Below are 25208 nucleotides of genomic sequence, written 5' to 3'. Positions count from 1 at the left end.
CCTAGAATAATGATGTATCATTCATCTTTTTGCTTACAAAATTAGCAGACCATAAAAGCATAAATGCTATTACTGATTTAAATAATCCTACTGCTGTTGCATAAGAGAATCTTGCTTGTTGTAAACCCATTCTATAAACATATACATCTAAAACATCACTAGCACTAGCATTTAATTGATTCTTTAAAACCATTATTTGGTCAAAGTTTGTATTTAAAAGCCCTGATACTGCAAGTATAAACAGTAGTGCTATAGTAGGTTTTATGCAAGGTAAAGTTATACTTATCATTTTTCTAATTCTTCCAGCTCCATCAGTGGTTGCTGCTTCATACAGTTCGGGATCTACCCCTGCTATGGCTGCAAGGTATATTATAGCTGACCAGCCCAATTCCTTCCATAATTCAGATATTACCGATATCTGCCAAAAATACTTCGGTTCCCCGAGGTAGGTGATTGGCTCCTTTATTATGTGTAGACTCTTTAATATTGTATTGAGAATTCCTACATCAGAAAGCCAGTTCATCATTATTCCACCAAGTATTACCCATGATAAAAAGTGTGGAAGATATGATATAGTTTGTACAAACTTTTTGAACTTAATAGATGTAAGCTCATTCAACATCAATGCAAAAATTATTGGTAATGGAAAACATACTATAAGCTTAAATATGCTGATACCTACTGTGTTTTTCATTACATTCATGAAATTCTCATCAGCTAAAAATTCTTTAAAGTATTGAAGTCCTACCCAAGGTGCTTCTGATATAGGTTTCGTAATATTATACTTCTTAAAAGCAATTACTACCCCATACATTGGTATGTAGGAAAAAATAATCATCCATATAACTCCAAGCCATGCCATAACTTGCAGTTGCTTTTGATTCTTAAACTTTAGTTTCATCTTATCAAATTTTTCTTTGAATGGTACTTTGTTTTTTGATTTGTTTATTGCTACGGCTGTTCCTCGTTCCTGCATCCTTTCTCCCCCTCACTGCAACGTTTACAAGTATTATTTTACAATGCTACGAACGTTTACATAAGTAATTGTTTTTTGTTTTTGGTGTCATTTTTTTGGTTTGTTTTAAATATGAAACACTTCAATCCGAATTTATAGAAATAAAAAATAGTAACTTAAATTTAAGTTACTATTTTGAACATAGATGCAATCATATAAATCATATGACGATTTGGGTATTATCTTTACGTGCGTTATCGTAAGCTTAAACTTTATTTATTGCTTAGCTACAGAAATTATACTGCTATTAGAATCTACTATTTTAAGGTTATTTTCTTTAATTAATTTTAATGATGCTTCATTATTATCTAAAAACAGAATACTATCTTTGTTTGTATTTAAGAATTCCTTTATGCCACCATTCTTCGCTTTTCCATCTTTGAAAAGCTCTAAAGCAAATACATTTCTTTGATTCCAATCCGTACCTTCAACTTGAGTAGGTCTATAAACATAAGAAGTGTACTTGTCTAAAGATATCTTGCTATCTCTTAGATAGTTTTCAAACACATCTACAGGTTCAGTTCTAATATAATTTAAGAGCTTATATTCATATAATCCTGCTGTAGCGGCAATTATTAGGCATAATATAATAGGATATACACTTTTTCTAAAGCTTTGAATACTATACTCAGCCATACATCCTATCAATAATGCTAATGGTGGATATATAGGGAATATGTACCATGCCAATTTTGTCTTGGCAATTGAAAATAAAATCAACGGTAGCACTACCCATATTATTAATCCTATATACTCATTAAGATTGTCCTTAATAGCATATCTTATGTTTCTTGATATTATTAGTATAAATACAAGTAAAATAAAAACAGCAATATACCATCTATAATACACAACTAAATCTATAATATAGTCGTACCAAGGACCTGTATGTCCCTCTATTGGAGAATTAGTTCTAGAAAGCAAATCATAAGTTACCATATCATGAATAAATTTAAAACCATCATATCTTACTCTTATAAGTGCCCATACAAGAATAGGTCCAAAGCTGCATCCAATGAATGTAAGCCACTGTTTCCAATTAAACTTTAAAATTAGCTTAGTGACTATTAAATATAGTCCAACAACTCCTACTATAGCCATAGTATGCCAACTCTTAGCTAAGAATGCTAGTGAAAAGGCTAGTCCAGTTACATATATGTAACTCTTCTTATAGTATGAATTTATTGCTGCCATAATTGAAATTGTAAACAGCAAAACATACATTGAATCTGCATCTCCACTTCTTGCTCCATGAAACTGTAAAAAGTGTATTGAAGTAGCCATAACACCAACTGACACTAGTGATGCAATTCTTCCAAATCTCTTGTATGAGAATACTGCTACAATAATTATAGTTAAAAAAGCACTCAAAACCGACATAGCTCTAAAACCTATTAGATTATATCCAAATATCTTAAATCCTAAAATTATTCCCCAATAACTTAGTGGTGGTTTTAAGTTGTAGTAGTCATTTTCATAATTAAAAGTATTCACTATATAATTATTATTTTTGAGCATTTCATAAGCATTAACTCCATGTCTAGCCTCATCCCAATCCTTTATAGGCTCTACTCCAAGTTTATATGTTAAGCTAAAAACAGTTATAGCTAAAATTATCAGTAACAAAACATAATAGTACTTATATAAAATTTGCTTTAGCTTATTTCCCTTAATAAGAAGGCTGTCCCTGTTGTTCATATCATTCTCCTCCAAAATTATACGTTCAAATATATACATATATAATCATATTACATAATCAGTATTTCTTACAATGATTAAAGCTTCTCTACACTAAAAAAGTTGCTGAAGTACTCTTACACAATAAAAAAAGCATGCACTGCTGTGTATGCTCTTTTAAAACTATTTACTAAACCTTAATTTGTAAAATTCTACACATCCTTTTGATTATAAACCATCTCCTGAATACTGTAAATAAAACAGAAACCTTTTTATAAATCCAGGCTATTTTATAGACTCCTCATTGTAATCTTCTTCATATATAAACTTATGAAGTGCTTCAAGATTCTCCTTTTTGTCCCAGCCTAAAAAATATGTATTTCTAACATAGATTGTACCGTTATGCCCATCTATAGGAATTCTTAATTGCTCTACTTTATTTATCTTCTTTAAAAGCACATCTTTAGATAAACTTATTATATCTGATCTATCCATACTTGTAGTAACATTTGGTAGCATTTCACCAATTGCATTATTTAGTTGCAATGGATTCATACTAGAAAGCTTTTCTAAAACCTTTGTTAAAACAGTTCTTTGTCTTTCTGTTCTTTGAAAATCCATATTTCCCACGTATCTTATTCTAGCGTAACCAACTGCCTGCTTTCCATCTAGAAGCTGTAGCCCAGGCTTCGTAACTAATTTAGGAGTTACTTTCTCTATTCCAGCAACTTCTTTTACATAGGCATTTAAATATGGAACCTCTTCTGAAGTAACATTTATCTCTACTCCGCCAACTTGATCTATTATCTTCTCAAGTCCAAAAAAGTCAACTTCCACAAAGTTTTTTATGTTCATCTTAAAGTTTTCATTAACGGTTTTTAAAGTTAATTCAGCTTTACCGTACTCATACGCATGAGTTAATCTATCTTGATTTAATCCCTCCATAGGTCCGTGTCCTGTCATATCGACAATCATGTCTCTCATAAGGGAAGCTAGTTTTATTTTATTATGTTTCTTATCTATGGTTGCAATCATCATAGAATCAGATCTTGCATCCTGATCTGCAGCTCTTGAATCCACTCCCATCAATAAGATGTTAATGTAATTATCCTGCAATTCTTTGTTTTTCTCTAAATAGGAATTATTATCAATTCCTATATTGGTAGGAAGTTCAGCCTTATGTATCTTTGAAAGTTGCCTATTTAGCATGTAATATGGTATACCAATAACCAGCCCGATTATAATGATAACAACTGTAGCAACTATTAATACTCTCTTTTTCTTATTAATTGGTTTCTTCACTTTCTTCTTATAACGTTTCCCCATATTATACTTCTCCTCTTAACAGTAAAATGTCAACTTATTATATCATACCAAATTAATTAATTCACTTCATAAAAGTTACAATTACTGTGGCGTTGTCTTATCCTATAATTGAACTTATATTCCCCTTAAGTATAGTTTTAATACCCATAAACCTCATTTCTATCAGACACTATTTATAGGTTTTCATAACGAAAACTTATCTTTTACTGTATGACCTAAAAAGCTTTCAACGAAATTGAAAATAGTAGTTTTGGTTAACATAAAAAAGTCTCTGAAACTACCTTCGTCAGTGAGCTTTTTTAACGCATCTGTCTTTCCGAATACATATGAGGAAAAACTGGCAGGTGACATAAATTTTATACTTTCTCAAACAGTAAAAAAGATTGATGCAAGTACATCAATCTTTTTTACTATTCAAAATCATTCTATTATGGTTAATTTATGTTTGATAAAGCATTCCTTAAACTCTAAATCCAGATGTTATTTCTTTAAGCTTTTTAGACATTTCAAATAACTCATCTGTAGTTCTTTCTATTTCAGACATAGCACTAAGCTGTTCTTGTACGCTAGCACTCATATTTTCAGTTCTTCCTGCTATTTCATTTGATGTTGAAGCAATATTTCCTATAGCTCTTTCTATTTCCTTAGTACTTCTTGCTTGTTGTTCATTAGCATCATCAATTTGCTCAATCTGAGCTGCTATATTTTGAATACTATCTATTATATTTTGTATAGTTTCTCTAACCTCAGAAGCCTTAGAAACTCCAAGAGCTACCTTATCCTCAACTTGACTTACTGATTGAACTGCAGTAGCAGATTTAATCTGATTCTCTTTAACCAACTCAGCGATTTCCTTAGCTGCATTGTTACTTTCGTCAGCAAGCTTTCTTATCTCATCAGATACTACGTTAAAGCCTCTTCCAGCCTCACCAGCTCTTGCTGCTTCAATAGCTGCATTCAAAGCTAAAAGATTTGTTTGTTCTGATATTGAAGTTATTATCTTTATAATATCACCAATTTTCTTTGAGGAAACATCAAGATCATTAATTATTGATGAAACTTCCTTAGATGATTCTGCAATTTCTGTTATTGATTCTACTATTTCATTTACTTTTAGTTCACCATTTTCTGCAGCTTCTTTTGCTTTTCTTCCGTTGTTTGTCGTATTCTTACTCGCTACTGCTGTAGATTCAGAGAAACTTGCAGCTTCTATAAGACTAGCAGTTGTTTGTTCAGCAGCGGCAGCTCCATCTGAAGTTGAAGCTGATATCTCCATAACCGTTTTTGATATTTCTTCAAGACTTTCGGTAGAAGTAGCAGTTGATGCATTAAGTTGATCACTTGAAGAAGATATAGTATCTGCAGATACTGCAACTTCTCTAATTATTGTTTGTAATTTATCCATAAACTTGTCGAAGTTTTTGCTTAATTCTCCAACTTCATCATTACTGTTATAATTTATTCTTTGAGTTAAATCACCATTGCTTTCATTAATTTCTTTAAGCTTTGAAGTAACTCTTCTTACAGGCACAACCACAGCTCTTATTATAATAAGAGATAATACAATTGAAACTAAAGCACAAATAGCTATTAGCCCAAATAAAGCCAATCTAGTAGTTGTATAAGTAACTTTACTACTGTCATATGTAGTTTTTGCTTCCGCTACATGTTTATCTATTATCTTATTGAAATCCTTTGTTAAGGTATTCTTCATTGAGTCAAAGTTTGATACAGCTGCTGGTGGTCCTTGTTGCCCTGGTTGTCCTGGTTGACCTTGTACACCTTGTGCTTTCTCATTAGCTCTTTCTTCAGCATTATTTATAAAGGCATCCTTAGCTTGTAAGAAAGAGTTAAAGTCAGCAAGCAATGTTTTAAACTCAGGATCTGATTTATGTTTATCTAATGCTTTTGTTACTGATGCAACTTCTGTTGCTATAGTAGCTTTTGTATTAGCTATTGTACTAGTATCAGTTTCATCCATAAGTGTATTAGTATCGTATTTTATTGAATCAATACCTGTTTTAATATCCTCTAATTGTACTATTGGTGTAAGTCTTTCATCATTAAGCTCAATTATCTTTGAGTTCAAATCTGATAATCTAAGTATAGAAGCTCCTCCCATAAGTCCAATAAAGACTAAAAAACTAACCGTAAGTACACTCATCTTTTGCCATAATTTCATCCTGTTTAACAATTTCACCCTTACCCACTCCCTTAAATGTTTTTAATAGAGACGTGCTTTATCTCAATGCTTATATACTTGTCCTCTTTTGCCATAATAAATATAAAGGCTTTGAAAACAATTTCATTTTTATAAAAACACATCTTTTGTTCTTCAATCTTATAAGCATGCCTAGTAAAATTCTACAAGCAGTATAATAGAAATAAAACCTGCAATAATTTTCATCTTGAATTTACTATACCTTTATTAATAATTATACTATAAATTTTGTCAAATGTTATCAACTATTATCAAAAATTAAAACTATAATTAATCCACGAATAATAAATCTTTAGCACCTTTCTTAGAAAAATTCTATATGCTGATAGTATCTAAAAAGGGGGGAAGATATACCAGCATATATAAATTACATCTAAAGTTTTAGTAACTAATATTTTGTTTTGCTTACATTTAGAATTATATAAAATAATTGTTGAATCAATATCAAGTAAATATGTGATTTTCATGTGATACAAAGATTTTAATTATAGTTCTATTTTAGGGCTATGCTTAAAAAAATTGTTGAAATTAATTGACTATACATGAGATGTTAAATGCGCAAGCTATTAGAATTAAATACTTATATTATAAATTTTATTATTTGCTATTGACTGTAACTTTTCGTATAATATATAATATCATGTAAATAAATATAATAATTAAAGCTGTGAATTGGAATAGTAGTATTTTAGAATCTTCAGAGAGCTGTGGGATGGTGCGACACAGTGTTTCAACAATATGAACTCGCCATGGAGCATACCTGAAGAAAATCAGGTACGGATTTTCCGTTATAAAATTAAGTGAGATCAATGAATATTTTATTATTCACTGATCTAATAAGAGTGGTACCGCGGATCATGCCTTTCGTCTCTTTTGGAGACGAAGGGCTTTTTTTATTCTTTAAGAAATTATATCTATTGATAATTATACAAACAGACTTAAGACATAGTATAAGTTAAAGAATAAAAAAAAAGAAGAATATGTCGCCTGTAAGATTTTGCACATACGCTTAAGAAAAGGCAGATGCGCAAAAAAATCTCTAAAGAAAGTTGCTTTAGCGATTTTTCATTTTATATAAAAATTTACTAGAACATTTAATTATTAATATTTTAGTAAGCATTAAGGGAGGAAAAGTAATGGGAAAATACAGTACTGCCGTAGATAAAAAATGGCAAAAAAAGTGGGAAGAAACTAATCTATATAAATTTGATAAAGAGAATTTAGATAAAAAGCTTTATGTGCTTGAAATGTTCTCATATCCATCAGGAAGTCAGCTTCATGCTGGTCACTGGTTTAACTATGGACCAGTTGATTCTTGGGCAAGATTTAAAAAGATGCAGGGCTACAATGTGTTCCAGCCAATGGGTTTTGATGCCTTCGGTCTTCCAGCAGAAAACTACGCTATAAAAACTGGAATTCATCCTAAGGATTCTACTTATAATAACATTGAAACAATGGAACAACAGCTTAAAGCTATGGGTGCAATGTTCAACTGGGATAACGAAGTTATAACTTGTTCACCAGACTACTACAAGTGGTCACAATGGTTGTTCTTAAAGTTGTATGAAAAAGGTTTAGCTTATAGAAAGAAAGCTCCAGTAAACTGGTGTCCTTCATGTAATACTGTTCTTGCAAATGAACAAGTAGTTGATGGTGCTTGTGAAAGATGCTCAACTGAAGTTACAAAAAAAGACTTAACTCAATGGTTCTTTAAGATAACTGATTATGCTGATGAATTACTTGAAAAGCTTGATACACTTGATTGGCCAGAAAAGACAGTATCCATGCAAAAACATTGGATTGGAAGATCAACTGGTGCAGAGGTTACCTTCAAAGTGAAAGACTCAGATATTAAATTTGATGTATTCACAACTAGAGTAGATACCCTAAACGGAGTAACTTATGTTGTATTAGCACCGGAAAATCCATTAGTTGACGATATCACTAAGGATGAATTCAAAGGCGACGTGGAAAACTATAAAGAAGAAGCTAAAAAGCAATCAGATATAGAAAGACAATCTATAACAAGAGAAAAAACTGGTGTATTCACTGGTTCTTATGCTATAAATCCTATAAACAACAGAGAAGTTCCAATTTGGGTAGGTGACTATGTACTTGCAACTTACGGTACAGGTGCAGTAATGGCAGTACCAGCTCATGATGATAGAGATTATTCTTTCGCATCTAAGTATGAGCTTCCTATAGAAAGAGTGATAGCAGCTAAAAATGGTGGAAATGATGAACTTCCATATACTGAATATGGTGTACTTGTTAACAGTGGAGAGTTTGACGGTTTAACAACTGAAGAAGCAAAGGTTAAGGTTGTTGAAAAACTAGCTGAAAGTAATCTTGGAGAGCAAAAAGTAAACTTTAGACTTAGAGACTGGCTAGTATCAAGACAAAGATATTGGGGAACTCCAATTCCAATAGTTTATTGTGAAAAATGTGGAACAGTTCCAGTACCAGAAAAAGATCTTCCAGTAGAGCTTCCATATGATGTTAAGTTCACTCCAGATGGAAAATCACCTCTAGCTAAGAGTGAAGAATTTATGAACACTACTTGCCCTTGCTGCGGTGGACCTGCAAAACGTGAAGCAGATACTCTTGATACCTTCATTTGTTCTTCTTGGTATTATTTAAGATACCCAGATAACAAAAATACAGAGAAACCTTTTGATACTGAAACGATCAACAAGATACTTCCTGTAGACAAATATGTAGGTGGACCTGAACATGCTTGCATGCACTTACTATACGCAAGATTTATAACTAAAGCATTAAGAGATATGGGCTACGTTAACTTTGACGAACCATTTAAATCCTTAACTCATCAAGGCTTAATCCTTGGACCAGATGGACTAAAAATGAGTAAATCAAAAGGAAATACAATATCTCCTGATGATTATATCTCAAAATACGGTGCAGATGTATTTAGAATGTACCTAATGTTTGGTTTTGCTTATACAGAAGGTGGCGCATGGAGTGACGATGGTATAAAATCGGTTCACAGATTTGTTGAAAGAATCGAAAGAATAATAGAGACTTCAAAAGAGCTTATTGATTCAGGTAAGAATACTAAATCAACAATTGATAAGGCTGAAAAAGAACTTAACTTCTGGAGACATAATTCAATAAGAGCTGTTTCTGATGATACTGAAAAGATGCAATTCAATACAGCTATAGCAAGAATGATGGAATTTATCAATGCTTTATCTAAGTATACTCAAGAAAGCACTATAAATCCTACTTTCCTAAAGGAAGTATTAGATGATTATTTGAAGCTTTTAGCACCATTTGCACCTCATTTTGTAGAAGAGAACTGGGCATCACTTGGCAATGAATTCTCTGTATTTAATGCTTCTTGGCCAACATTTGATCCTAAGGCTCTTGTAAAAGACGAAATAGAGATAGCTATACAAGTAAATGGTAAGATAAAATCTAAAATAGTTATCCCAAGTGATTTTAATGATGAACAAATTAAGGCTGCTTCTTTAGAAGATGAAGCAATAAAGAATGCTACTGCTGATAAAACAATCGTTAAGGTTATAGTTATAAAAGGACGTTTAGTTAATATAGTTGTAAAATAGAATTTTGACCTCAAAAAAGACCACGATTTTACTCGTGGTCTTTTTGCATACTAAAGCAAGTCAGAGAATTCTATATCTTTATTTTCGCTATTTACTAGACTTTCAACTGAATTGATAGCTAAATCATTTTTTTCTTTATCAGGTAAATATACTTTGAAGGTACTTCCCTCTTTAACTTTGCTTTCTAGTAGAATCTTCCCGCCATGCATTTCTACAAGTTCCTTCACCAAAGATAGTCCTATGCCACTTCCCTCGTTTTCTCTTACAAGAGAACTACTTCCTCTTACAAATCTATCGAATATCTTATCTTGCATGTCTTCAGGTATTCCTTCACCATCATCTTTTACGCTTATAACTATATACTGATTTTCTTTAGATAAAACTACCTCAATGTGTCCATCCGTTTTTGTATACTTAAAAGCATTTGAAAGCAGATTTAGCATAATTCTTTCTAACTTTTCACTATCAAAGGCTATCATATGTTCTTCAAATTCGGTATCAAATACTAATTCTACATTTTTATCCTTAGCAGTATCAACTGTTGACAAAGTTAAAGATTCAATAAACTCTACTATATCGTAGTTGCCCATTTTTAATTTCATATAACCTGTATCAATAGCACTTATATATATGAAGTTATTTACAAGCTTAATAAGTCTTCTTACATTACCCTTCATACTGAGTAGATAATTTCTTACACTATCTTCATTATTTTTAATATCAGTATGTTCGATCAATTGTATACTACTATAAAGTACATTTATAGGTGTCCTTAACTCGTGTGATATATTTACTATAAACTCATTTTTAAGCTTATCTACTTCATAAGCTTCTTCTAACATAATCTTTTTATTTTCAACCTGATTCTTCAGATCCATTAACTTTAAATCCATATTCTTTCTTGACTCTTCTATAGTAACTGCTATAAGTAGTAAAGATAATATGAAACTTTGCACCAAATAAGCCACAAGATCTATCTTAAATCTTTGAAGGTCTAAAAATAAACTCGCTATAAAATAAATAATCTGGAATGATGAAAGAAATATAGCAACTATCCCAAAAGCTCTCCTGCTTATTGTATTTGTATGTTTAATAAATTTCTTTCCTATATATATGTAAATGGACATTAAAAGCACCTTATGTATAATAACAGAAACTATATTAAAATCATAAATAGCAACTAGGTCCATAATCAGTACTATAAACATTGCAGTAATATATGATTTTCTTATCCTTTTTCCCATAAATTCTAATAGTCCTATGTATATTATGAAATGACAGGCTAGAAAGAAAAATACAGATAAACCTTTTGCTATTGAATTATGATAAACTTCTCTATATAAAGTTGCAACTGTAGTGAATATCCCTACAATATGACTTAATGATATATATCCAAAATATTTTTTAGGTTCTATTATATTGTAGATCATGAATATCGTTGAAAAAATCGCATACGAAACAATAACTATTATAAAATAATATAAACTCACCATACTTCATCCTTTACTATGATAAAACATCAAAATTTTCATACTTACAGATTATAACACAATATTATATAGAATTACATAATTATACATAATATATAAAGTTTTATTTTAAATTCAAATATCTTGAAGCATAATTATTAATTAAAATATATATTTCTATCAAATTCATATTTTAAAATTTTACTCTCAGAACTTTATTAATCCTTAAAAATAAATTCCCGATTAAGCAGCTTTCCTGCATGTATATATACTCTTCTAGTATAACAACTCTTTATTATCGTATCTAAGTTTAACTTCTTTAATTTTCTATTTATGTAAATAAAAAAAAGTTCACTGAAATGATTCTCTTCAGCGAACTTTTTAACGTATCTGCCTTTTCAAATGGATAAGAAGAAAACTTGACAGGCAAATATATTTCATTTTTTGCACATCAGTCTTTCCGTAGATAACATAAATCTTTACTTAAGAAAACTATACTAAAGTACTTTTGCGAAACAACCCAATACATCTTTTACTAACTCTTCATCTAGTTGCTTAAAGTAATCTATATATTTTGAATCATTAAATCTCTCAAATAAATCTTTTGCCATTCCCATCCATAACTCTGGTATGTATACCCAAGCTATTTCTTCCACCTTACAACTTAACAAAAAGTGTTCCATTCCCCAAAACAAATAATTTTCTATGTTATGAAGCTCATTGAATTTAATAAAATGACTCACAACATCTTTTGAAAGTTCATAATTATAAATATCTACGTAGAAAAAATCAAAAGTTTCTTTGTGAGCTTCAAATGCATCACAATTAATTAATTTAACTCTTTTATTAGAACCAAAATTAGCTTCATAAAGACTGATTACATCCTTATCCTTTTCATAAACTACTATATCAGTTACTTCTTCCTTTTGTAATATTTCTTGAACGAAGTACCCCATTCCAAGTCCAACGACTCCAACTTTTCCTCTCACCTTTTTAATAGCCTCAAAAGAACCTTGGATTTCCTTAGGCGAAAGCTCCATATACCTTTTTTCACCATTAGTGAGTTCTAGTATCTGTAATTTATTATTATATGAAAGTCCATCTTCTAAAAAAAGATACCCTTCTAATCTATTTAAATAATTCTCACTTATAATCAGATTATTAATTTTAGTATTTTTTAACTTGTCGTGATATATCTTTAGTTTATCAATATAAAATTCCTCTTCAAACGGAATCATGCTGTCCCCTCAATTCTATATTTTATATTTATATTGTATCATTTTTTCCAACATATTCAAACATTATAATAAATCAAAACACTTGCATTTAGTAATTAATAGGTATATACTGAAAACAAGTTTTAAATACTATTTATTATCAAGTAGGTGATTTTTATGGAAAAAATAACAATAAGCACACCAGCTTATGAGGAATTCAAAGGGTTCTTAGATGAAAATGAAATTGATAACTACAACATCAGAATAAACCTTGCAGGTTACGGTTGTAGTGGTCCAGTATTTAATATTTCTGTTGATGAATCACATGAAAATGATGTAGTTGAAAAAGTAAATGATATTACTTTCCTTGTAGAGCCTAATTTAGTTGATGAATTTGGTGGTTTTATCATTTTATCAACAGAAGAAAATGATGGCAGAGGCTTATCACTAAGACCAATAATTGAACCTGAAGGCGGCTGTGGTACTTGTGGTGGTTGCCACTAGTAACAACTTTTACCTTAGGTAATCATTTTGAATAATTATCCTCAAAAAGGAAGAGATATAAATATCTCTTCCTTTTATTTTTATATTATTAATTCATTATTATACATAGCTATATAAATTTACAATACAATAATATTATATCAGTTTAATGTTATTGTTGAAATTAAGGTGATGCTACGGAGATACTATATGAACGAGCTATTAGAATTAAATGATTTTCGGAGATGAAGTTGCGTAAAAAAACTGTATTGTCCGAACGTAGTGAGTTATACAGTTTTAGCAACTTCATTGAAGAAAATCATATTAATTCTTTGCGAAGTTCATTAAAGTATCGGATGTAGTAGCACCTTAATTTCAACACACCTTAAATTCTAAGCCTTAAACTCAAAGCTTGAATAGTTATTACTTATGTTAAATATCTTATTTAACATATCAATCCATAAATTCTTAACTTCTATCTTATCCTTCATTCCGTCGTAAGTTCCATCATTAGAGTTCTTCTTTATAGTCGACTGGAAATAAGCATCTAATTCCTTCGAAAAATCATTCATCTTTTTAAAGTTCAGCAAATCATTGCTTTTAAGTTCTACCTTGTCCCCATTTGAGTTAGCATTACTTTCAACAAACTTATTTACATAAAGCTTTATCTTATTGATTGTGTCATTTGTAATATCATAATTAATATTTGAATCATTTTTAAATGTAAATCTCTTAGATTGCTTATAATAGGAATAGTCATCCATTAACTTCCAAACTCCTAGATACACTTGATCATACTGGGAAGATAACTTGACCAAATCAGTTTTTAATATACACTTGCTCTGTATTGAATTAGCCAATATTTGATTAATAGTTTCATTTCCATGTATTATTGTCTCTAGTTCATCAGAAGATTTTTTTCCAATCCTCTCCCTATAGTTTCCGTTATCAATACTTAAGAAAACATTTACAATCAAACTTATAAGTAAAACTACCACAATAAAAGTAACATACTGAGAATTTTTAAACTTCCCCATATAATCTCCCCCCGAGCTACAAGGCTTAAGACAAACTCAAACATGTATAAATTCGTAATCTTCGTATAAATCCCTATAGATTACATTTTACCATAGGATGTATCATTCATCTATATTGGATATTACGAAGATTATGAATTTTTTATTAATTTAACTTTTTTAACGTTACATAATGTAACACAATATGCATCTTTATATATTCCTCTTCATGATTAGCTTTATATTATTGCTATTCCTAAGAATATTGTTGAAATCTAAGTGATATATCTCTACCTAGCCCAGTCATGTATAACATCTCTCATAGCTTGAAGTCCATAATCATATCCATATTTTATTGTTTCTTCTCTAGTAAGCCTTTTTACTATTCCAGGATACTTCTTCAAGCTAAGTTCTTCCTTACCAGTAAGTACCCATAGGATATCTTTATTTATTGGTTTTACAGTAAGGTCTTGTTCACCTACCCCATCAGTAAAATATATTAAAATATGATTCCTCATATTCTCTTTCTTCATATATTCAAACACTGGTGAAAATTTAGTTGCTCCACTTTTACTTATTCTCTTTTTTATATCTTTTGGAGATGTTAATTCATATACTCTTCTTATTTCGTTGTCACATTCGATCACTGTGATTTCTGCACTTCTACTTTTTGATATTGCCAAAATCTCAATCATTATATTATTTACTTCTTTATCACTCATAGATGCACTTATATCAATAGCCACTAAAATTTTAGGCAATACACTTGGAAGCTTCCCCCTTAAATCTAATCTCTCTGGCTGTCTTCTATCCTTACGGGTAATTGTTTTTTTATATCCACATCTTACAGAAGGTATTAACTTTTTTAAGTAATCACTCCATTGAATTTCAGGTTTTTCATCTAGCGCTAATATATATTTTTCAATATTTTTAGGAGCTTTCCCTTTATAAGCATTTAGGGCAGTTTTTTTCTTTATCTCTTTTAATATATCTTCAGATATACTAGAATTTTCCCAAGTGTCATGAGCACTTTCTACATTAATACTTGTAGCTATATTCTCTTTAGTTTTTACTATTGCCTTCTTACCCTTTTTAGTTATTGCTTTCTGTATTTCCTCAGCATACTGCTCCATTGTCATATCTTCCTTAAGTTCAAGCTCATATTCTAAGTTCACAGTATATAGTCTGTCACACCAAGCAGGAAGATGCTCAATATATTGGTTTACAGCTATATCCATAGCCTTACTTATAGCTATATTAGAATATTTATTTCTTAAAGCCCGTTGCCTTTCATAATGCCCTAACATTATATGATAGATTTCATGTTTAAAAAGTGCCTGCATTTCCTTAAGCTCGCATTGAAGAAATAAAACCGGATTAAAATACATGTTAAAGCCTGATATAAGTGGCTCAGTAGCTATCGGCCAAGTTATATCTAGTTTAATACATCTCTTTACTTGTACAAGAAATTGACCAAAAAAGTTATCTTCTTTTTCTAGCATACTTATTATCACTTGTTCTATTAACTCATTAAAGCCTCTTTTAAAACTCTCATTAACATCATTTTCACTTTCCCAAGTGGTTACTTCCCTCAGTAACTCTCTTCTTCTTATATCAAAATTCATATATTATCACATCCTTATTAGGGAATTAAAGATAGAACACTTCAATCCTTAGGCTCAAAATAAAAATTTCGGTAATTTTATGAATCTTTATCTTGAAGGATTTAAATATGAAGCATTTTATATAATTTACTCATAATCGTCTTGCAAGTACTATGCAAATATATCGAAGAATGCATCTAAGAAGTCTTCTGTATCTAAAATTTCTTTATATAACCCACTGGAAGAATAGTCACTTTTTATCTCTTTCATTATTCCAAGCCTTAAATCCTTAGGATATGCCTTTAATAATTCTGAGAAAACAGCTATTTTGTTACTTCTTTTTCCTTCTAAACCGTCCAAGAATTCCAAGCAGTTTTTAGCAATTATATAAAGTCTAGAATGACTTTCATTTTTAGTTCTTTCTTTTAGTTCAAAAGATAAAATATCATCTTCAAATATATCCGCAGCAGTTATAAGCGGTGTTTTCAAATTTTTTACGAAGTTTATAAAATCTCCTGAAATGCTAGTTCCTACGTTTCCCTTAACCACATTGTAGAATATATCAAAGGATATGCTATCTTTATGCTTTAAATAAACCCTGTAAGATTTAGATATTCTTTCCCAACTTCTTGGAGTCGCTTTAATGCTATCTTTAGAATCTGGTGTGTGAAGATATTCTGGAAAAGTGGATATAAATTGAATGACATCTCCATGTATATTACCTTTACCCATTGCCCACTTTATCCACGACTTAACATCCGAATCCATGTTGATCCAAACAAATCTGTCCTCTTGCGCTGGATCCATGTCCACAACTTGATAATCACTTTCCTCAAAACCATCATACTTGTTCGAAGGATTCATAGCAGCAACCACATGAACTCTATAAGATAATTTATATCCATTAATCTCTCTATTGAGTATAAGATTCATAAGTTCCTGCTGTACTGCATGCTCACATCTATTAAGCTCATCTATAAAAAGTAAAACTGAATCAGTACTTCCATCTTCTAAAGCCTCATCAACTTCTACAAGCTTAGAATGAGTAGCATAAATAGTAGTTTTCCTCTTAACTTTTTTGCCACCTATCAGATAATCTCTATCTTCAACTGTTGGTAATCCCCCAATTTCTCCTTCTTTAAGAAGATTAGCGTCTATATTTACCAGGTAATATCTATTTTCTTCACATAACTCCTTAATTAAAGAAGTTTTACCTATTCCACTTTCACCTATAATAAGAGGCACATCCCCTGCCTCTAAAATTAATTCAACTGTTTTTAATGCTTCACCAAAATTCATACCGTCACCTTCTCTACATCGATAGCTTATAATCAACTAAAATCTTCTTAGCATTTTTACTTCCATACTCACTTATAAACCTTACTTTATTCATATCAAGTATCTCAAGCTCTAAATAATTTCTTACATAGTCAGCACTGATATCTTCTCTTGCAAACTCCTCCATCAGTACTTCCACAACCATGTCCACCTCTATGCTGTCATGTATATACTTAACTACATTTATATTGTCTCTTATAAAAAGCTTTATATCTTCATAATCAAAATTCGAAATATAATTAATTGCCTCTTCACTAGCCTTAACAGCAGCTCTTTTAGCATTCAAGGTCGGTCTTTCTATAAATCTTACAGCTCCCCAGTAGCTTTCAATGGCCTTAAGCTGTACCTCTTCAGATGGATCTTTTATATATTTTATTGCATCATAATCTTTAGCTACAGCCATAAGTTGAAGTTCTACACTTGGATGCTCAACAAATTGTATAGCCCACCCCTTAGCTTTTACAGCTTCTGTGACCACCTTCTCAGTTTTCTTCTTTATAACCTTTAGTGAATTCCAAAGACTCTTAACTGCCATAACCGCTATATCTTCAGCAACGTCTTCAATATACTCTATAGCTAAAGGATTATTTTTAACTGCTTCATATTGAACCTCATATTCTGGATTCTTTATATACTGAATAGCAAATCCATTGTTCTTAACAGCAGCTAGCTTTAATTCTATGTTTGGATTTTCTATATTTCTTATAGAAATAGGATTGTCTAATATACTTCTAAGTTCATTATCTGCCATATTTAATTCCTTTCTCTCTTAAACCTACTTAAGGTCCTCAAGCCTGATTCTACACATAAATTGTTAACTTTTTATCTTTTTATCTTTTTATCTTTTTATAATTATAAAATTTTATATTCATAAAAAGATAAAATTCATCAACTTTATATTTACATTTATATGTTCAATTCTACCAATATCTTATCTTACAATATTACTATATATTAGATAATAGTAATTATCAAATATTTAAATAAATTTATCGCATAAAGTACTAATGAGCTACCCATTATTATAATCTCTGAACTAATATACCTATTATTCCAGCTAATGCTACCATTCCAGTACCCACTAACATCAGTCTATTACGTTTTTTATAAGTTTTTTATTTTTGTATCAATGATTGTTATACTGCCTTTTTTCTACAATCCTTCAACCAATTCTGTTTTTGCCTTACCACCTAAAAGCATTATTGGAACTGAAGTAACTATCTTCATTATGCAAATTATTTTTAATAAAAATATACAATTCATATTATACTTTCTCAATAACTTTATACCTCAAGACATTTTTTTGCTAAAGCAACTATAACACATACTATAATTGTACATTTAGCATATATTAAAAATTATTCTACTAAGGTAAATATACAACAAGCTATTTAGACGAAACTTAAAAACTCAATTATAATCTACTGACTTACTATATAAAAGTGAACATACCCATTTAATTACTAAATGAGTATGTTCACTAATTTAATTATAAAGTTTATTGATTTTATTTGTATGAAGGCATCAATATACTCTCAGTAATGGAATTAATAAGTAATATATTCGAAGACCTTTCTTTTATCCTATAAATTTATTTTCAAAACCAATCTTATCTGAAGTTTTTAGCTAGTTCAAATCAAACTATTCTTTTTCGCAAACACAATTAGTTTTCTAAATTCTTTATTTTCCTCTTTTGAATAAATAATTTTATTGAATAAAGCCTTAGCTTTTTCCAATTTATCTAGCTTTATTAGGCAATCTAGTGCATATATAAAGCACTCCGAATAATGATATTCTTTTTTATGAATAAATGTTATATTAAAAGCTTCATTATAGTACATTATAGCGTCCACATAATTTTTCAATTCATAATTACTATTTGCTATTGCAATAAGTACAGTTACCTTATCCTCAATATCCAATTGAAATCTGTTTAAAGCTTCCATTGAAAGTTCGATAGTCTTTTTCATATTCTTTCTAGCATAATACATTTGTATCTTCCTAATGTACTGTTCTTTGTTTTTGGGCTTCTTTGCCCTATTAATTATATAAAAAGTAGCATATATAACAATTATTATACCAACAACTATACCTCTCATATAGCTTTCTGTCACTTTACATATCCCCCTTTAATTATAACTTATATTCAATATAATAGTCTAAACTATTTCTTATATACAATATTTTATTATCAAGCCATTGTCCAATCCAATACCTATCAAATGCTGCTTCAAAATTAACATACTTTGATATCTTACCTAATACACTAGAAATCTTTCCAGCCTCTCCAGCAAGAAATCCTACTAACATACCTTTAAAAACTCCTATTATAGTAGGCATTAACGGATTCTTTTTAATAAATAAAGTTAGTCTATTTGCAGCTTTAACACTCCTAAAAGCATTTATCCCACCAATTATTCCTCCGCCAAAAGTAGCTACGATATTCATCAAAGTATTATCTATCCAGTCTTGACAAAATACATCAACTATTGCTTTCAAAATATTTTTTACTACTCTAGGTAGCCAATGTCCAGTAGGATCTGCGTAATTCGTTGGATTATTGCCACAGTATGCAAATAAATTTGTCCCTAACAACGTACTTTGAGACGCTTGCAAAACACTAGTATCATCTGCATTTAAAAATCTTCCCCAATCAGCATTATAATATCTACTCTGAAGATAATATAATCCTGTCTCAGTGTCATATCTATATTCTCTATATCTGTATGGATTCTTTGTACCTACACTTGAAGCTAATGTTCCATCTATTGAAATTAATTTCCCCCAAGAATCATAAGTATAGCTAACTACTTGAGCTCCAGTTTTATCAAATAATCCTATAATATCACCTTGTACATTTTTTATATAATAATATTCAACTCCATTTAAATTCATTGAAACCAAAGTGTTTGAATTATCATAAGTATAATAAATAATATCTGTACCATTAGTTTCATATGTTACTCTATTATCTATTAAGTGATACTTAGTAATTACACCATTTACATTTTTCTCTGTCCTAATGCCATCGTCATTATACTTATAGCTTATATTATATCCATTTCCATTTATTGTCTTTAATTGTCTTCCAGCTTCCCATGAAAAACTCCATCCGTTATAACTCAATGGATTTCCAATGACATCATAAGTAACTACTTTGCCATCATAACTAGTAAGTTTATCTTTCCAGTTTGTATCTGTATAATCATACACATAAGTTTTGTTTGCAATAGAAACAATCCCTGTTGTATATGGGTATTCAACTTTACTTAAAATATTTCCACTAGCATCATACGAATATACAATAGTTTTATTTAATACTTGATTATCTTCCCTACTAAGTTCATTTAACTCATTATAGTAATATCTAATTGTCTTACCATTATCAGTTATTGTTTCTATATTTCTATTGTTATCATAGGTGTAGCTTAGTATTTTACCGTTATTATTTATTGAGTTAATTATATTGGAGGTTGCTCCATCTAACCCATTTTTGAAGCTATATGTAGTTTTATAATTACTTTCTCCGGTATTAATGGATTTATTAATCAATCTTCCAATAGTGTCATAGGAATATAGAACACTATTTAGTGAGTCTCTCAAATAATTAATATTTTTTAATCTTTGGTCTTTATCTAAAGTATACTGAGTAGTAAAAATTTTGTTGTATAAACTTTCATAAATTACTTTCCCATCTGAATTATTTGAGAATCTAGTTTCATTCTTTTCAGAATCTAATATTTTAGCTAAATTACCTGATAAATCATAAGTATATCTATAATATTTCCCGTTAACTAAATCATTTTTATATCCTAACAAACCTTGAGAATCATATTCATATCTTGCTATGGCTAAGTCATTATACTGTTTATTTACTACATTCATGTTTTTGTCATAGTTTAAATTTACCGATTGTCCATTTGCAAAAGAAGTTTTCTGTGAAGTTTCTGAATAAGTACTTATATCAACTAACTTTTGATTTCCTACTAATATAGCGTTTATATTACCAAACAAATCATATTGATAGTTATAGTTCGTACCATTAGCAGTTGTATTACTTAGCCTATCATTGGTATACTTATAAACTTGAGTAATACTTGCTCCATCAACAGTTTTATTTATACTCGTAAGTCTATCCTTATTATCATAATTATAATATTCAGTACTTCCTTTACCATCAGTATTACTAGTAAGCAATCCATTAACTTGATTATAATTATATGACACTGTATTACCTAACTCATCTGTTTCAGATTTAAGATAATTCCCATCTGATGTAAACGTAGATGAATCTTTTACAAACAAAGTATCATTTCCGTTTTTCTTGCTCAAAACATTACCATAATTGTCACGACTATAAGTTATTGTTTCACCTTCACTTGATACTTCATTATTAACATTATGATTATCATCATAATTAATAGTTTTACTCGAATTTGTCTGCGAATCAGTAATCTTAGTTAAATCTTGATTAGAATTATATTCATACTTTGTACTCGCTTCATCCAATCCTATGCTTTGAGATAGATTTCCGTTTGAATCATATTGAAACCTATTTGAGAATTCATCAACATATAATTGAACATTATCTAAATAAGCTATATTGGCATTATTTTCATAATTAATAGTCACACTTATACTATTAAAAGTACCATCTGCTCTAACATCCTTACATATATACTGCCAATCGTTTGATAAATAATTAAAAGGAATACCTATTTGCTGTTTAGTACCATCTGTCTTATTAAAAACTATAGATATTCCAAAATTTTTATAGTCGTAAATAGGCAAAGAACTCCCCTTAGCCCAAGCCCCTAAAACTAATGGTGTAGTAGAATCTCCTGATATATTTATATTTTGCGATACGTTTTTTACTACTTTAAGTTCACCTTTAAACTTAAATGCCTTTTTGCCATCAATATCTACTATACCATCATCAGTTGTAATACCTTGGCTTTGATCCCAGTAATTCAACCCATAATCGAAATCTGAATTCTCCAATAAGTTATATCTATTAGCTATATTACCCTCTTCAAGCTGCATACAATCAAAATAAGCATTTCCAGTTTCATTAGATATACAAGCATAAATGTTTACATTTGTTGAAATTGAATCTTGTGGAAGAGTAAATGTTAATTCAGCTCTTTCCCAACTGCTATTAGATCCATTAATATAATTCGATATGGCTTCTACCCAGTTTCCACTTGAATCTTGATATCTAACTAAAAGATTTGCACCTTTTAAATTAAATTTGCTAACTGAATCTGTCTTTATAAAACCAGAAAAGGTATACGTTTTACCCTTTGCTAATGCTAAAGTTTGTGAATAATACGATCTATTATTCTGTATCGTCTTTGAGATTTTCAAAGATCTATTACCCATATATTTTATATTTGAATCAACACTTCCAATACCTACAGCACCATTTTCATTTATATAATTCCAACTATCAGATAAACCTGATGTTATAATTTCAGCACTACTGTTCTTTACTAAGTTTTTACTTATAGATTGAATCTTTGATTCATAACTTAATTTATTTTTACTTTTCCCATCAGTATTATATTGAAAATAGCTTCCATATAAATCATTTGTTATATTGTTAACTAAGTTTCCATATTGATCAAATTGTAGTTTATCAACCTCTCCAGTATATTGATTCGTCATTACGGTTGTATTATTTTTATATTCATATCTAAAACTTTGCTTATTCGGTCCATAGCTGGTAATATATGAATTACTTATCTTAGGACTTAATGTTTCATAGTATGCAAATGCTAGTCCAGTATGATTTATATCGTAAACACGAGTCAATAGATTTTTAAATTTAGTTATACCAGTATCATACTCAAAAGTTATATATGTAGTATCTGAATACGTTATTTTTTGCAACTGAAAACTAGTATTATAAGTATAACTTGTCTTTCTTCCTGACGGTTCTGTTAAAGATACTAATCGGTTATTTGAATCATATTCAAATTTATATATCTTTCCTACTGCATCAGTCACAGCACTTAGCCTATATACACCGTTATTTGTCCAAGTTAAACTAATAAAATTATTATTGTTATCTTTTATAGATTTCAACTTTCCATCTTTATTAAATGTTAAGCTCTTACCAGACGAAGAAACTATTGTATATCTACTTTCATCCTTCGAGTTATCTATACCTAAGGTTAAGTTTAACCCTGAATCATCAATATAGCTCCCCGTAGAATCTTGTGAAAAATAATGTCTAGTCCCATCCTCATCTATATATTGATAACAGTTATAAGCGTAGGTAGAATCTGCTATAATACACTGATCGAAGTTTGTTCTCCATCCATATCCATAACCATTATCGATTCCGTAATTGTTAAGGTTATATATATGTTGTATTTGCAAAGGCAACCGGTTGCCCAAAATCGTAGCATCATCATGTATATATGTCAGTTCGCCATTTCCCTTATTTATATATCCTTTTCCGGTATTTCCATTATCTAGAGTTTCATACTGCCAATTGTCTTCTAGTCCTGCAGCATCAATATATGTTATTGAAACTCTTGGTGCAGCTATTGAACTTGTTCCTGCATATTCTGTTGAGTTAAACTCTATAAAAGGGTCTGTACTTCCATTACTTTTAAGCATTATTCCATTATTTGCATCACCATTAAACCATTTTTTAGTTACTGAGGTAATATCCCATACAAATTCACTCCCCATACCTTTTCCATTGGCACTGCTTACCATTGTACTAAGAATATTGCTATCATGAGTTGGTTGGTTCGTGTATGAAAATGAATTGTCTTTCCACGAGCTAGTTACTTGATATAAATTTAGATTAACTCCCGCCTGATAAGCCTTAGTATTATACATATATAATTTTGAATCAGTTATTATCGATGAAGATGGAATGTTCGGCAAACTATATTGTATGTATGTGTTATAATTTACTTTCTGAGTAGAATCATACCCAATTCTTAAATAATTAGACAAATTAGGATTTCCAGAACCTGTTCCATATTCAATTACAGTGAAATCTTTAAAACTAGTATTATTTTTATCACCGTAGTAAAACGTTTGCGTTATAGATGGATCTATCACTATTGGATATTTTCTTGAAGTATCATTAATCCAATCCAAATTTGGCTTTAAACAAATTTCATATCCTTCCTTCATTTGATTTAAAGTTATATTAACATCCTTACTTATTTCATTATTACTATCATACATATAAAGTGGATCCATCTTAAAGATTTGCTCATTATCATTTTTTAAACTCATAAATGATATAGATTTATCATCATTTAGTTTTAACTTTATATCTTTTCCTTTTATCAAGAATTTAAACTCTTTCTTATTGTTTTTTTCCTTTAATATTATATTTTCTTTTAAACTATTTGATTGAAGCTTATATTGTATATCAACATTTTTAAATACATCGCTGTAAGTTAATGAAGACATTGATTTATTACCTTTTTGATCACCATAGAATTCGTTTACATTTTTATCAGCTTTTTTAATCTTTGAGCTATCAAGGGCATCTTCTATTGACCATGAAATGTTATAGTCTTTATACTTCATCTCAATCATTTTTTGTGAAGAAGCTTTTTTAGAAAAATTGATATTAAAACTATTTTGGTTATTACGAACTATTTCTTCGCTTTCACTGTTGTAATCTTCAGATAATGTATTATCGATATCCTTCCATTCACCATTCTCATAAAAGTGAATTGGCTCCGAGTATACTTCTGCTACCACAGTTCCATCATCCTTGGCAAATTGCTTTACGTTAGCACTTCTTCTTTCAACCAATTCCCCAATAATTTTAGTTTTACTATTTCCGTTTTGTTTCTTGCTATCATCATCTTTACTTTTAGTTTCTGCTGTGATAGCTTCAACTTTTATTACTTGTGGTGAAAATGTTACGAAGCTAAATGCTATTAATATTACACTAGCTATAAATTTAAAATTTCTCTTCATTCTCTAGTCCCCCTTAAAAAGTTAGCTTAATAAAAACATATCACAATAAAACTTTTCACCTCCTCTATAATTAAATCTATATACCTTAAACTGTTACTTAGATATTATATAATTATAACTTTTATCGCACCATCGTTAAATTACGACATATATTTACACAATTTTCACATCTATAATAATAATTCAACTATTTCTAAACATTTTTTTATTAAACTTAAAAAACAAAAATACATCAGTTTAAACAAGCTCCTTATATGAAACTCTAAACTAAAATTTAAATAAGTGCATTTTCA

At 29.8% G+C, this 25208-nt stretch carries 14 protein-coding genes and 1 other annotated feature; of the genes, 2 read left to right on the top strand and 12 right to left on the bottom strand.

Annotated elements, in window-relative coordinates:
• Position 1: 1 nt before the first annotated feature.
• The 4 genes from bsdtw1_RS01740 to bsdtw1_RS01725 form a co-directional block, all read right to left on the bottom strand.
• Positions 2 to 976 (bottom strand): ABC transporter permease, encoded by a 975-nt coding sequence (locus tag bsdtw1_RS01740; RefSeq protein WP_244638089.1) that lies wholly within the window; start codon positions 974 to 976, stop codon positions 2 to 4.
• Between the two features lie 255 nt (positions 977 to 1231).
• Complete coding sequence (locus bsdtw1_RS01735; RefSeq protein ID WP_183275876.1) at positions 1232 to 2713, bottom strand: ArnT family glycosyltransferase; 1482 nt, start codon at positions 2711 to 2713, stop codon at positions 1232 to 1234.
• Between the two features lie 264 nt (positions 2714 to 2977).
• Positions 2978 to 4018, bottom strand: a complete 1041-nt coding sequence (locus bsdtw1_RS01730; RefSeq protein ID WP_183275875.1) for an LCP family protein — start codon at positions 4016 to 4018, stop codon at positions 2978 to 2980.
• 460 nt (positions 4019 to 4478) lie between these two features.
• Positions 4479 to 6218, bottom strand: a complete 1740-nt coding sequence (locus bsdtw1_RS01725; protein WP_244638088.1) for a methyl-accepting chemotaxis protein — start codon at positions 6216 to 6218, stop codon at positions 4479 to 4481.
• Positions 6219 to 6897: 679 nt separating this feature from the next.
• Positions 6898 to 7114, top strand: a binding site (T-box leader).
• Positions 7115 to 7375: 261 nt separating this feature from the next.
• On the opposite strand from bsdtw1_RS01725, the gene leuS reads away from it, so the two are divergent.
• On the top strand, positions 7376 to 9826 hold the full coding sequence (gene leuS / locus bsdtw1_RS01720) for a leucine--tRNA ligase (RefSeq protein ID WP_183275874.1): 2451 nt from the start codon (positions 7376 to 7378) through the stop codon (positions 9824 to 9826).
• A 50-nt stretch (positions 9827 to 9876) separates the two neighbouring features.
• On the opposite strand, the gene bsdtw1_RS01715 is transcribed toward leuS, so the two are convergent.
• Both bsdtw1_RS01715 and bsdtw1_RS01710 read right to left on the bottom strand, forming a co-directional pair.
• On the bottom strand, positions 9877 to 11316 hold the full coding sequence (locus bsdtw1_RS01715) for a sensor histidine kinase (protein ID WP_183275873.1): 1440 nt from the start codon (positions 11314 to 11316) through the stop codon (positions 9877 to 9879).
• 476 nt (positions 11317 to 11792) lie between these two features.
• Positions 11793 to 12533 (bottom strand): spermidine synthase family protein, encoded by a 741-nt coding sequence (locus bsdtw1_RS01710; protein ID WP_183275872.1) that lies wholly within the window; start codon positions 12531 to 12533, stop codon positions 11793 to 11795.
• 156 nt (positions 12534 to 12689) lie between these two features.
• Between bsdtw1_RS01710 and bsdtw1_RS01705 the strand changes: the two genes are divergently transcribed.
• Positions 12690 to 13016 carry a HesB-like protein gene (locus bsdtw1_RS01705; protein WP_183275871.1) on the top strand — a complete coding sequence of 109 codons (327 nt, stop codon included), beginning with the start codon at positions 12690 to 12692 and terminating at the stop codon, positions 13014 to 13016.
• A gap of 371 nt (positions 13017 to 13387) precedes the next feature.
• On the opposite strand, the gene bsdtw1_RS01700 is transcribed toward bsdtw1_RS01705, so the two are convergent.
• The 6 genes from bsdtw1_RS01700 to bsdtw1_RS01675 form a co-directional block, all read right to left on the bottom strand.
• A complete protein-coding gene (locus tag bsdtw1_RS01700; RefSeq protein WP_183275870.1) occupies positions 13388 to 14032 on the bottom strand; it encodes a hypothetical protein in 645 nt (214 codons plus the stop codon).
• Between the two features lie 269 nt (positions 14033 to 14301).
• Positions 14302 to 15636 (bottom strand): vWA domain-containing protein, encoded by a 1335-nt coding sequence (locus bsdtw1_RS01695; RefSeq protein WP_183275869.1) that lies wholly within the window; start codon positions 15634 to 15636, stop codon positions 14302 to 14304.
• 150 nt (positions 15637 to 15786) lie between these two features.
• Positions 15787 to 16914, bottom strand: a complete 1128-nt coding sequence (locus tag bsdtw1_RS01690; protein ID WP_183275868.1) for an AAA family ATPase — start codon at positions 16912 to 16914, stop codon at positions 15787 to 15789.
• Between the two features lie 13 nt (positions 16915 to 16927).
• Positions 16928 to 17704 carry a hypothetical protein gene (locus tag bsdtw1_RS01685; RefSeq protein ID WP_183275867.1) on the bottom strand — a complete coding sequence of 259 codons (777 nt, stop codon included), beginning with the start codon at positions 17702 to 17704 and terminating at the stop codon, positions 16928 to 16930.
• Positions 17705 to 18584: 880 nt separating this feature from the next.
• Positions 18585 to 19067: a hypothetical protein gene (locus tag bsdtw1_RS01680; RefSeq protein WP_183275866.1), complete on the bottom strand. Its 483-nt coding sequence runs from the start codon at positions 19065 to 19067 to the stop codon at positions 18585 to 18587.
• A 19-nt stretch (positions 19068 to 19086) separates the two neighbouring features.
• The gene (locus bsdtw1_RS01675) at positions 19087 to 24915 is read right to left on the bottom strand and encodes a DNRLRE domain-containing protein (protein ID WP_183275865.1); all 5829 of its coding nucleotides are present in this window, start codon (positions 24913 to 24915) and stop codon (positions 19087 to 19089) included.
• Between the last annotated feature and the right edge of the window lie 293 nt (positions 24916 to 25208).

Origin of the sequence: Clostridium fungisolvens (assembly GCF_014193895.1) — a bacterium.
Classification (GTDB): Bacteria; Bacillota; Clostridia; order Clostridiales; family Clostridiaceae; genus Clostridium_AR; species Clostridium_AR fungisolvens.
The sequence above is the reverse complement of the archived record's forward strand: the minus strand, read 5'-3'. Positions and strand labels throughout refer to the sequence as shown.